This is a genomic window from Amycolatopsis sp. M39, from assembly GCF_001651785.1.
Taxonomy (GTDB): domain Bacteria; phylum Actinomycetota; class Actinomycetes; order Mycobacteriales; family Pseudonocardiaceae; genus Amycolatopsis; species Amycolatopsis rubida.
The window spans coordinates 35,942-47,352 of the sequence record NZ_LWSF01000003.1 but is presented as its reverse complement, the minus strand read 5'-3'; the positions used below and the strand labels follow the sequence as shown (position 1 = coordinate 47,352).

At 68.7% G+C, this 11,411-nt stretch carries 12 protein-coding genes; 5 read left to right on the top strand and 7 right to left on the bottom strand.

The annotated features are described in order from the left end of the window. Positions 1–23: 23 nt before the first annotated feature. Positions 24–803 carry a dioxygenase gene (locus A4R44_RS09040; protein ID WP_067578250.1) on the bottom strand — a complete coding sequence of 260 codons (780 nt, stop codon included), beginning with the start codon at positions 801–803 and terminating at the stop codon, positions 24–26. Between the two features lie 103 nt (positions 804–906). Between A4R44_RS09040 and A4R44_RS09035 the strand changes: the two genes are divergently transcribed. After that, positions 907–1,446, top strand: coding sequence for a YciI family protein (locus A4R44_RS09035; RefSeq protein WP_067578712.1), 540 nt, complete (start codon positions 907–909; stop codon positions 1,444–1,446). Here the strand turns inward: A4R44_RS09035 and A4R44_RS09030 are convergent. Then, complete coding sequence (locus A4R44_RS09030; RefSeq protein WP_067578248.1) at positions 1,385–2,617, bottom strand: MFS transporter; 1,233 nt, start codon at positions 2,615–2,617, stop codon at positions 1,385–1,387. The genes A4R44_RS09035 and A4R44_RS09030 overlap by 62 nt on opposite strands. Before the next feature lie 88 nt (positions 2,618–2,705). Between A4R44_RS09030 and A4R44_RS09025 the strand changes: the two genes are divergently transcribed. Next, on the top strand, positions 2,706–3,065 hold the full coding sequence (locus A4R44_RS09025; protein ID WP_067578246.1) for a helix-turn-helix transcriptional regulator: 360 nt from the start codon (positions 2,706–2,708) through the stop codon (positions 3,063–3,065). Here the strand turns inward: A4R44_RS09025 and A4R44_RS09020 are convergent. Then, positions 3,037–3,933: an SDR family oxidoreductase gene (locus A4R44_RS09020; protein WP_232791544.1), complete on the bottom strand. Its 897-nt coding sequence runs from the start codon at positions 3,931–3,933 to the stop codon at positions 3,037–3,039. The genes A4R44_RS09025 and A4R44_RS09020 overlap by 29 nt on opposite strands. Before the next feature lie 52 nt (positions 3,934–3,985). Here A4R44_RS09020 and A4R44_RS09015 point away from each other — a divergent pair, with 52 nt between their 5' ends. Together A4R44_RS09015 and A4R44_RS09010 are read left to right on the top strand one after the other, a co-directional pair. Beyond that, positions 3,986–4,579 (top strand): TetR/AcrR family transcriptional regulator, encoded by a 594-nt coding sequence (locus A4R44_RS09015; RefSeq protein WP_067578710.1) that lies wholly within the window; start codon positions 3,986–3,988, stop codon positions 4,577–4,579. A 54-nt stretch (positions 4,580–4,633) separates the two neighbouring features. After that, entirely contained in the window at positions 4,634–4,954 is a 321-nt protein-coding gene (locus tag A4R44_RS09010; RefSeq protein ID WP_067578242.1) for a hypothetical protein, read from the top strand. Between the two features lie 356 nt (positions 4,955–5,310). Here the strand turns inward: A4R44_RS09010 and A4R44_RS09005 are convergent, their stop codons facing one another. Then, positions 5,311–6,339: a zinc-binding dehydrogenase gene (locus A4R44_RS09005; RefSeq protein ID WP_338080360.1), complete on the bottom strand. Its 1,029-nt coding sequence runs from the start codon at positions 6,337–6,339 to the stop codon at positions 5,311–5,313. A gap of 47 nt (positions 6,340–6,386) precedes the next feature. Between A4R44_RS09005 and A4R44_RS09000 the strand changes: the two genes are divergently transcribed. Continuing rightward, positions 6,387–6,872 (top strand): MarR family winged helix-turn-helix transcriptional regulator, encoded by a 486-nt coding sequence (locus A4R44_RS09000; protein WP_157904837.1) that lies wholly within the window; start codon positions 6,387–6,389, stop codon positions 6,870–6,872. A gap of 263 nt (positions 6,873–7,135) precedes the next feature. Here the strand turns inward: A4R44_RS09000 and dnaB are convergent, their stop codons facing one another. The 3 genes from dnaB to A4R44_RS08985 form a co-directional block, all read right to left on the bottom strand. Then, a complete protein-coding gene (gene dnaB / locus A4R44_RS08995) occupies positions 7,136–8,539 on the bottom strand; it encodes a replicative DNA helicase (RefSeq protein ID WP_037809085.1) in 1,404 nt (467 codons plus the stop codon). 715 nt (positions 8,540–9,254) lie between these two features. Beyond that, positions 9,255–10,064, bottom strand: a complete 810-nt coding sequence (locus A4R44_RS08990; protein WP_067578236.1) for an ESX secretion-associated protein EspG — start codon at positions 10,062–10,064, stop codon at positions 9,255–9,257. Then, positions 10,061–11,398 (bottom strand): hypothetical protein, encoded by a 1,338-nt coding sequence (locus tag A4R44_RS08985; protein ID WP_067578234.1) that lies wholly within the window; start codon positions 11,396–11,398, stop codon positions 10,061–10,063. The genes A4R44_RS08990 and A4R44_RS08985 overlap by 4 nt, the downstream gene beginning before the upstream one ends. Positions 11,399–11,411: the final 13 nt, after the last annotated feature.

The following is an 11,411-nucleotide window of genomic DNA, read 5'->3' as shown; positions in this document are numbered from 1 at the left end:
CCGGGCCCGTTTCGCGTGCTGGGTCAGCAGAATTCGAGCGACCGCTTCGCCAGTCCGTGCCAGAAACCGTCGATCACCGTGCGGCCCTCGCCTTCGGCCGAGCTGGCCCCGAGCGATACGAACAGCGGCGCGAAGTGTTCGATCCGCGGGTGCGCCATCGCGGCGGCCGGTGCCTTGTGCTGGAAGTCGAGCAACGCGTCGAGGTCGCGGGCGCGCAGCACCTCGTCACCCCAGTGGTCGAATTCCGCGGACCAGCCCGGCGGGGTTCCGTCGGCACCGTTGACCTCCTGCATCGCGCGGAGGTTGTGGGTGAAGAATCCGCTGCCGATGATCAGCACGCCCTCGTCGCGCAGCGGCGCGAGCTTGCGGCCGAGGTCGTAGAGCGCCCGAGGGTCGAGCGAGGGCATGGAAATCTGCAGCACCGGGACGTCGGCGTCGGGGAACATCTCGACGAGCGGGACGTACGCGCCGTGGTCGAGGCCGCGGTCTGGGGCGTCGTGCACCGGGGTCGCGGTCGAATGCAGCAGCCTGCGCACCTGCGCGGCGAGCTCCGGCGCACCCGGCGCGGCGTATTTGACCTGGTAGTAGTGCTCGGGGAAGCCCCAGAAGTCGTAGACGAGCGGAACCGTCGTGGTCGCCCCGAGCGTCAGCGGAGCCTCTTCCCAGTGCGCCGAAACGACCAGGACCGCGCGAGGCTTCGCCAGGTCAGCGGACCATTCCGCGAGCTGCCGGGTCCACGTCGCGTCGTCGGCGAGCGGCGGCGCACCGTGGCTCAGGTACAGGACCGGGGTGCGGGTCGCCATGACTGCCTCCAAGTGTTTGAAACTTCAACTATCACGGTACGCCGTATGCGCGGACTTGGCGAATTCGTCCTCGGCGGCCGCCTCTGTGCGCCAGACTCGGCTGGTGAAGTTCTTCTGCTACCACCGGGACCGCCCGGGCTCCGCCGCGTTGCGCGCCGAACTGGTCGAAGCGCATTGGTCCTATATGGACGGTTTCGCCGCCGAACTGATCGCCCGCGGCCCGACCCTGGAGGGCGAAGTGCCGACCGGCAGCGTGCACGTCGTCGACCTCCCGGACGCCGCCGCGGCTCGCGAATTCGCTTTCGCGGAACCGAATTACCAGGCCGGCGTCTACCGGGACGTCCTGATCCGCCGCTGGGACAACGCTCTCGGCCGCACCATGTGGGAGTTCCCCGGCGATCCGGAGGCAGCGAACCTGTATTTGGTGCTGGGCTGGGGTTCCGGCTCCGCCGCCGACCTCGAACCGGCCGCCACGGAGTCCTTGATCGCCTACGGCCCGCTGTGGTCCGACGACGGCACCGCCTGGCTCGGCACGGCAGCCTTGGTGCAAGCCGCCGATGCCGACGCAGCCCGCGGACTCCTCACCGCGGAGCACTACGCCGCGATCGAGGTGCACGACTGGGCGCCCGGCGGCCGTTCCTGAGCGACTGCCACACGATTCCACCGGCGGTGAGTGAGGCGAGTGCCAGAAGCGCGGCGAAGACTGTTGATCCAGCAGCGATTCCGAGGGCGTCGCTGAGATAGCCGGTGCCGACGGACAGCAGTGCGGCCGGGAGGTAGCCGCCGAAGTTGAGCAGAGCGTTGGCCTCGGCGCGCCGCCGCCCGGACACGTGGGTGCTGATCAGGGTGAGTCCGCCGAGTTGGCCGAGCCCCTGCGCGGCTCCCGCGAGCACGGCGGTCACGACGATGGCCACGATCCACTGCGCGTGCACGGCGACCAGCAACGCGGCCATGCAGGCGACCCCCACTGCCGCTCCGGTGAGCAGGATGGCGCGCACCTCAAGTCGCTTCGCCGCGAACTGAACCGCGGTCGCCGCACCGAACATGACGAACGCCGTTACCCCGGCGAGCAGGCGGTTGCTGGTGCCGAGCACGTTGGCCAGCAGCGCCGGTCCGAGGGAAAGCACGAACGACGTCGACGTGATTCCCGGCGCGAAAACCGCGATCCCGAGCGCGACGTACTTGCGCTGCGCTCGCGGCACCGCCGGGATCCGGACCCAGCCGGCTGCGTCGGGATCGACCGGACGCTGAAGCGGCAACCGAACAACCACGACGACCGCGCTGAGCAGCAGCACCGCCGAAAGTGCGAAGATCGTCACCGTCGGGCCGGGGAGATTTTCCGACAACGCGCCGGCTAGCAGCGGTCCCAGTCCGGCCCCGAACACCATCGCGGTCGACGCGGCGAGCGTGGCGGTGCGAGCGCGTCCAGGCCCGCCGACGTCGACAACCGCCGCCATCCCCGCCGACACCGTGATGCCGACCGCGATCCCCGCCAGCAACCGAGCGGCCACCAGCGCGAGCACCGACGTCGCGACGGCGAACAACCCGCAAGCGATCAGGGCGAGCAAAACCCCAGGCAGCACAACGGGTTTGCGCCCGAGCCGATCGGACGCGCGACCCGCCACCAGCAACGCGGCCAGCAATCCAGCGATGTAGGCCGCGAAGATCACCGTGAGCGTGCCAGCGGAGAAGCCGAGCCGATGCTGCCACAGCACGTACAGCGGAGTGGGCGCGTTCGAAAGCACGAACACCGCCGTGACGGGCCACGCGGCGAGCCAGGGACTGCCGGCCCGCGAGGGTGCGACGACGGCCATGGATCCTCCAGTACGAATTTGTTCGAACTATCGACTCGAACCTAGCAGTAGTTCGACTAATCTCGTACTGGAGTGGTTGAATGACGGCATGCGCTCGTCCTCGGTGACAGGTCTGGATACCCCGCCCGCCGAACTTCCGCCGCCCCTGCCCGAACCGGCGCGAGAAGACCTGCGGCTGGAAGTCGTCCTCGGCGCGCTGAGCGACCCGCTGCGGCTGACGATCGTGCGAAAACTGCTGCTGGAACGCGAGGCCTACGACCATCCGTGCGGCTGGTTCGGGTTCGACCGCCCGAAGTCGTCGCTGACCCACCACTTCAAGGCGCTGCGAGAGGCGGGCGTCCTGCGGCAGCGGCAATACGGGCTGGAACGACGCAGCCGGGTGCGCGCGGAGGACCTCAACGCCCGCTTTCCCGGGCTGCTCAACCTCGTCGCGGACTGGCAGCCTTGATTGCCGCGGCCGGTTCTGGATAGTGCGGACGAAGGCTGGCCGCGAGGACCCGGTCGAGCATCCGATCCGGCACGACGCGCGACAGGCGGGTGATCAGCGCCGCGTCCCGGCCGACGGTGTAGCGGGTGCGCGGTTTCCGGGCAGTCACCGCCTTCGCGATCACCCGAGCCGCGTCTTCCGCGGGTCTGCCGTTGGGCAGATGCGCGGCGGCGTGGGTGTTGACCGCTTCGAGCAGCCTTCCGTACCGGTCGCGCTGTTCCGGTGACATGGTGCCGGCCTGCTGGTTTGTGGCGGCGATGACCCGATCGGGCATTTGCGTGCGGACCGCGCCGGGCTCGACGACGACCACTCGCACGCCCAGCGGTGCCAGCTCACGGCGCAACGAATCACTGACCGCTTCGAGCGCGAACTTCGTGCCCGCGTAGGGGCCGTAGGCAGGCAGCGCGACTCGGCCGCCGACCGAGCTGATGTTGACCACCCGGCCGGATTCGCGCAGCAGTGCGGGCAGCAATGCCTGGGTGACGGCAACGTGGCCGAAGAGGTTGACCTCGAACTGCCGTCGCCATTCGCTCAGCGGCAGAGTTTCGACCGGTGCGTTGATCTGGATCGCGGCATTGTTCACGAGCGCCCGCAGCGGACCTGCCTGCGCGTCGACGCGCCGGGTCAGTTCGGCGATGTGCTCGGGCTGAGTGATGTCGAGGATGACCGGCTCGATGCCGTCGGCGCGCAGTGCGTCGGCGTCCCGCTCGCGGCGGACGCCAGCGAGAACGTGGAATCCCCGGTGGGCGAGTTCGCGCGCGGTCGCCGCGCCGATCCCGGTCGAAGCTCCCGTGATGACTGCTACGCCGCTTTCAGATGACACTGTCACCCCAGTGAGGGTAGGTAGTTCAGATGACGATGTCAACTGTATGCTGGGCGGCATGGTCAGCCGTGCGGAATCCGCTGCCGCGACACGCCGCGCCCTGCTGGACGCCGCCGCCGGACTGCTGGACGTCGGCGGCCCGGAAGCGGTGACCTTGCGCGAGGTCGGGGCGCGGGCGGGGGTCAGCCGCGGCGCGCCGTACCGGCACTTTCCCGACAAGGACAGTCTGCTGACCACAGTCGCGGCCGAAGCCTTGGAGCGGCTCGCGGACGAGGTCCACGCGGTGCGCACCGATCCGAAGGTGGCCGCGGACGACACGGTGCACCGTGGTCTGGCCGCCCTGATGACGATCGGCCGCCGTCAGCCGCACCTCTACCAGCTGATGTTCGCCGCACCAGCCGGGGACTCGGCCGCGATCGAAGCAGCGGAGCAGGCGGGCGATCGCGCGATGGGCGAGTTCCTCGCCATCGTCGGCGACCTGGTCGGCGCCGAGCACGCCCGGCGGTTCGGGGCGCTGCTGCTGACCAGCGCGCACGGGATCACGGACATGGCGGTCAGCGGCCACCTGGCGGAGGGCAAATGGCAGGTCACGGCCGAGGACCTGGTCTCGACGCTGGTGTCGATGATCGACCGGCAAGCCCGGCTCGGGTAGCGGCTGATCGTCGATGACGCCCGGCAGCACATCGCCGGGATCGCGGATCTGGACGTGAGCGTGTTCATGGTGCTGCGTGCCGCTTCCCGGGGAGCGGTGTCACCCACGGAGCTGACGCGGCAGCTGAGCACGCACCCGAGCGCAACCACTCGCACCAGCACCCGCCTCGTTCGCTCCGGCACCACGGCCGATGCGCGACGACTCACGGTCAGCCTGACCGACGAGGGACGCCGGATCGTCGGCCTCATCGCGCGGCGCATTCGACCGGAACTGCAACGCCGATTCGATGCCATCGGACTCGACCGCGTCACGGAACTTCTCGACACACTGCACGCCTTCCTCCGCGGCGGCGTGCCGGACTCGTCCGAGCAGTGACCCGCTGCAGGTGCGCACCGAAACGGACCTGCCTCGGCCTGTCCACGACGACAACCGGATGGGCCCCATCTCCTCCTTGCTCCACGCCTGAAGCGAGATGAAGTGGCCGGTGAGAAAATGCGGACAGCTTTGAGCGGCTCTGGAGGGTCTCATCGCGTGTGACATGTTGATCTTGGTTGACCTGCGGTTTCGCGGTTGTCTCACTGTGATGTCATCTGAGATCGGTCTCAGTTTTGTGGCATTTCCTCAGGCGGTTCGGTGGGCTCATATTTTCGTGAGCGCTCCCCGCGATCAACCTCCGGTCTGCGGCAGCAGCGGAGGCTGCCGGGCTTGCTGGCAGCCCGGCCAGCTCGCGATCATGGAACCAACACGATCTTTCCGTGGGTCCGCCGCTCAGCGACCAGTTGGTAGGCCTTGCGGACGTTGGTGAGCGGATAGGTGGCGGCGATGGGGATGTCAAGCTCGCCGGTGGCGACGAGATCGACGAGGTGTTGCAGCCCCGCGGCCCCACCGGCGTCGTTCGTGCCGGCGATGCCGGCGCGGCCGTCCAGTGCGGCGTGAAAGTCGACGACGGTGTTGACGCGCTTGGCGGGGACACCCAGCTCGTGCGCGAGATCGACGTAGTCGGCGCCGAAGGTGTCGATGAACGCGTCGACTCGACCACCGGCGGCCGACCGGATCCTTGCCGCTTGGCCGTCGCCGTAGGTGACGGGGGTGATGCCGTGGTCACGCATCCACGCGTGGTTGGCCTGGCTGGTCAGGCCGATGACAGCCGCACCGGTGCGGCGCGCGAGTTGGACGGCCACGACGCCGACCGCACCGGCCGCACCGGACACGACGATCGTCTCGCCGGGCGCCGGGGAGACCGTCTCGACGCTGGCGAGTGCGGCCATCGGCGCGACGTACATCGAGCCGGCGACCTCCCAGCTCATGCCGGCGGGCTTGGTGACGAGATGATCGGCAGCCACGGCGACGAGCTCGGCGTGGCTGACCCGCTCGTCGGACCAACCAAGCACGTCATCGCCGACATGCCAACGCTCGACCCCCGCGCCGACGGCGACGATCTGCCCGGCCAGGTCCGTGCCCTGCCCGGCGGGGAAGGTCATCGACGGCAAAGGCGTATCCGAGGCCCGTCCAGACAGCCGCGCCCGCAGTGCCCACGCCTGCTCGGCGAGGCCTTCCCGCACATAGATGTCCCCGGGGTTGGCCGCGGCCGCCCGGACCTTGACCACCACCTGTCCAGGTGCGGCCACCGGGTCGTCGACGTCGCGCACGTCGAGCACGTCGACATCGCCGTAGTGGTCGAAGCGAACCGCTTTCATCCTCAACCTCCCATGATCGCGCCGGCTCCCGCCGACGTATAGACATGACTCATGTTCGAACATGAGTCATGTCTATCATGGTGAATGTGGGTCTCGCTAGACTCGGCATGGTGAACTCGGACCAGCACCTCGGCCACGGCCCCCCGCCACCAGACACGCCCGGCGCTCTCCGGTTCCAGCGCACGACCTCCTGGCTGCTGGCCGGCGCCGGCAAGCTTGTCCTGCAACGGTGGACCGGCATGCTCGCCGGGCTCGAGCTGACCTCAAGTCAGTACAAGCTCCTGCTGACCCTCGACGAGACCGGTCCACTCGGCCAGCAGCGACTGGCCGAATTGGTCGGCATTGACCCCCGCAACGCGGTGCCGATCATCGAGACCTCGGTCGAGCAGGGACTGCTGATTCGTCAGGTCGACCCCGCCGATCGGCGCCGACGGGTGCTGGAACTCGCGCCCACCGGCCGACGATTCGCCAAGAAGCTCCGATCACTGAGCGCCGACATCGAGGAAGAGCTACTGGGGCCGCTCGATCCTGCCGATCGCGTGACCCTGCAACGAACGCTGCGCGCTCTGCTCGACGCGGCCGACCCGCACCCCTGAGTCCAGCCCGGCATGGAGTTCGACGAGCGACAGCTTCGACGGGAGCGTGACAGGTGGCGGCAAGTCGCTCATCGGCTATGACCGTGCGTCCAGGGCGGCGTTGTCGGACAGGTTCGGTGATGACGGGCCACCTCGGATGAGACAGCCAGCACCCGAAGGGTGAGGGAGCCGCCGCCGGAGTGCCAACTGCGTGAGATTGGGCCGGGTACCGACGCGGCTGGTTGAGAAAGTGCCATCGGTTTTGAGATCCTACGCGGCTCGCGTCAGTCGTGGGCCAGGTCGGCGAACCGGCTGTAGTGCAGCTGGTGCGCGACCACGATCGTGCTCGTCGGGCCCGCACGATGCTTCGCCAGGATCAGGTCGGCCTCCCCGGCGCGCGGGTCGTCGCGTTCCCAGGCGTCCGGCCGGTTGATCAGGATGACGATGTCCGCGTCCTGCTCCAGGGAGCCGGATTCACGCAGGTCCGACAGCATCGGCTTCTTGTCGGTGCGCTGTTCTGGACCACGGTTCAGCTGGGAGATCGCGATCACCGGCACTTCGATCTCCTTCGCCAGCAGCTTGAGCTGACGGGAGAACTCCGAGACCTCCTGCTGCCGCGATTCGACGCGCTTGCCGGACGTCATCAGCTGCAGATAGTCGACGACCACGAGCTTCAGGTCATGCCGCTGCTTGAGCCGGCGCGCCTTCGCGCGGATCTCCATCATCGTCATGTTCGGCGAGTCGTCGACGAACAGCGGGGCTTCCGACACCTCGCTCATCCGCCGGGCCAGCCGCGTCCAGTCGTCGTCGGACATCTTGCCGCCGCGCATGTCGGCGAGGCGGATTTTCGCCTCGGCCGACAGCATGCGCATCACGATCTCGGTCCGGCTCATTTCCAGCGAGAAGATGACGCTGGTCAGGCCGTGCTTGATGGAGGCCGAACGGACGAAGTCCAGTCCGAGAGTCGACTTCCCGACACCGGGACGGGCCGCGACGATGATCATCTGGCCGGGGTGCAGGCCGTTGGTCAGCTCGTCGAAGTCGGCGAAGCCGGTCGGGATGCCCTGGGACTGGCCGCCGCGCGAGGCGATCGCGTCGATCTCGTCCATGGTCGGCTGGAGCAGGTCCTCCAGCGCGACGTAGTCCTCGCTCGTGCGGCGCTCGGTGACGTCGTAGATCGCGGCCTGTGCGCGGTCGACGACCTCGTCGATGTTCGCGCCGTCGGCCGCGGCCGCGCCGTAGCCGTACTGCACGATGCGCGTGCCCGCCTCCACGAGACGGCGCAGCACCGCCTTCTCGGACACGATCTCGGCGTAGTACCCCGCGTTGGCCGCGGTGGGCACGGTCGCGATGAGGGTGTGCAGGTACGGCGCGCCGCCGACGCGGCCGAGTTCGCCGCGCCGCTCCAGCTCGGCCGCCACGGTGATCGGGTCGGCCGGTTCGCCGCGGCCGTAAAGGTCGAGGATGCAGTCGTACACGGCCTGGTGCGCGGGACGGTAGAAATCGCCGGGGCCGAGCGCCTCGATGACGTCGGCGACCGCGTCCTTCGACAGCAGCATGCCGCCGAGCACCGACTGCTCCGCCGCGATGTCCTGCGGCGGCTGGCGGTCGAACCCGCCAGGGCCGGGGTCGCTGGGACCCGGATCGGACTCCGCGTACGCCGGACCGCGGTCATCGGTCACCGCCACTGCCCGGACACCTCCCTCGCCCAGCCGTTCGTTCCGGCCGTCCCCGTCGTCTCGCGTGCGCCTGTCCTGTGCTGAACCGCGTCCGCCCGCCGCCTGGCGTGGCGGTCAGTCCAGGCGAACACCTGTTCGAGTATGCCGGAGTCGGCCCGGCTTTCCCGCCCGTCCGTCCGGTCCGCTTCGATGATGGACCGGACGGTTCCCCGCGCCGGTGACCGCCACGCGGAGCGACCGGGAGCACTGGGCGCGAACGCACGCTAGATCCCTCGGACGGACGAGTGCAATTCCGGGTGTTGACCGTGCTGTGGACAACCTGTGGATGACTGGGGGCAACGAATCACAGGTATCCGTGAGCCTGTGGACAAAGTGGGGACAGTGCAGATCGGCTCCAGTAAAACCGCAGGTCAAGCCCTGTGCAGAGACTGTGGAGAACTTCGCGAAAACTCGTCCGGCGTGTCGTGTCGAACTGGTTCTTCGGCGTGTCGCACCCGCGTCGGTCCCCTGCCCTGTGGATGGTTGCTACGCACGGTAGATCACCGACCCGATGGGCTGAACGAAGGAGAATTCCCCACGCGACCCAGCCGACGGCTGCGCACAGTGAGCGATCAGGCAAAAGCGCAGGTTAACCGCGCGCGAACGCGAAACCGGGTGAGGTTCACCGGCCGGACACCTCGCGGTGCCGTGCCGGGAACCCCACCCGGAGTAACGCTCGGGGCGCTCAGCCCAGGGCGCTTTGCGCTTGGCGGAGCCGTTCGGAGATCGCCTGCTGAGTGCCGGGGGTGAACACGATGAGCGACTCCTTCCCCGGCCGCTCCTCCATCAGCCACCGGCCTTCGCTGGTGTCGATGAAGTTGACCGGCTTGGGCACCCGCCGCCGACGTCCGCCCTGCGGCCGGGACGCGACGTACAACGCGCCGCTCCCGGTGCGTGGCAGCTTCAGGATCCGCTGGATCTCCTTGAGCGGTTCCACCTGCGCGGTGCGCTGCCCGGTTTGCATGATCGAGGCCCGGGGCACCTCGTCGGACCCGAAGGACCGCCCGCTCTCGTACTCGCTCTTGGTGGTGATCAACGGCTGCCCGGCCGCAGGCTTGCCCGCCGGGATGAGGTCGAGGAACGTCTGCAGCAGCAGATCCGGACGCTGACGGAGCACGGTGAGCATCTGCTCGCCGTGGACCCGGATCAAGCCGAAGCCGCCGCCGTTGCCGCTGCCGACCAGTGCGCCGAAGTTCGAGGGACTGTCCTCGAACGTTCCGTCGAACCAGCCGTAGTACTCAAGCTGCGGGTGCGAGATGGACTCGACCAGCGCGAGAAGGTCGCGATCCATTCCCCGGGGTCCCATGAGCCCCGCCGCGGTCAACGCGGCGTTGACCTGCTGGTCGAGCTTCCGCTCGGCCGTCGGGTCGTAGAACGCCGCCGTCTCGGCGATGACCTGGTGCGGTTCCCCGCCCCGCCGCTTGATCAGGTTGCACAAGGTGAAGACGGTGAACTTCGTCGGTGCGTCAAGAGAGACCACTGTGCTGGGCCTCATTCACCGATGACCGGAGGAACGGTCATCTGGTCCGAGCCGAAGAGTTCGTTGGCGTCTTCTTCCACCAGGTACTTCGTCTGGTGCTCCTCGTCTTCCTGGCCCTTGCCGCCCTTGGCTCCGGCGCCCATGCCGCCCATTCCGGCCGCGCCTGCCTTGCCGGCCGCACCGCCGCGCATTCCGCTCATGCCACCTGCGCCGGCACCAGCACCGGCACCGCCTGCCGCGGCTCCAGAGCCGGAGCCGCCGGGACCGAATCCCGCGCCGCCGAACGCGCCGGGACCGAATGCCGCACCCGCACCCGTACCCGCGCCCGTACCGGCGCCTCCGCCCCCGCCGCCGGGGCCGAACTGGCTGGCTCCACCGCCGGGACCGAAGGTGCTCGGGCTGAACTTCGACGGATCGGTCGTCGGAGGCGTCCAGCCGGAGGTCGACGTGCTGTCGTTCGGGCCGGTGTAGTGGCCAGGACCGTTCGGGTCGTTGAACTGGCCAGGACCGCTCGGGGTCGGCACATTGGTGTGCGGCCCGTTCGGCCCGTTCGGGTCGAACTTGGGCGTGTCCACCTTGGGCGGGGAGAAGCTGCCGCCACCGCCGCCGGGTCCGCCGCTGAAGCCGCCCGGTCCGCCGCTGGGACCGCCGCCGAACTTGCCGGGGCCGTCAGGGCCGTTGGAGAGGTTGTTGCCTTGCCAAGCGCTGTACTGCGGCAGCTTGCTCGCGTTCTGCCCGCTGGCGTTGAAGTAGTTCGTGTACGCCTGGACGTTGGCTTTGGAGTTGTCGTTGTACTTGTTGATCTCGTCGTCTTTGTCGCTCATCGGGTTGAGCCCGTCGAGAAACCCAGCGGACGGCGGATCCTTGGGCAGGCTCTGCACCTTGCCCTTGACCGTGTGGAAGCACTCGGCCTGGGTGTTGAGGAAGGTGTGGCTCTTGCTCAGGTTGGAGACGGAGTCCTCGAGCCAGGTCTTGAGCGGGTGGGCGCCGGCCTGAGCGGCGGTGGCCCCGCCGCCCTGCCAGGCACCGTCCATCTTCTTGTTCAGGTTGTCGATCTCGGTGGCCCGCTTGTCGTGGGCATCTCCGAGGCTCTTGGCCGAGGTCACTCCGGAGTCGAGTGACGTGGTGTCGCCTGCGTTGATCTTCTCGTAGATCGTGTACGCGTCAATCGAGCGGCCGCCGAGGTCAGCGGATTGCTGCTGCGCCTCCGGGCCTCCGCTCATCAGCCCGACCAGACCGCCGACGGCACCGCCGACTACTGCCCCGACCGGGCCCGCGACGGACCCCGCAGCCGCACCGACCGCCGCGCCTTGCAGCGCTTTTCCTGCAGTGTTGGCGTCATTCCCCATAATGAGCCGCTCC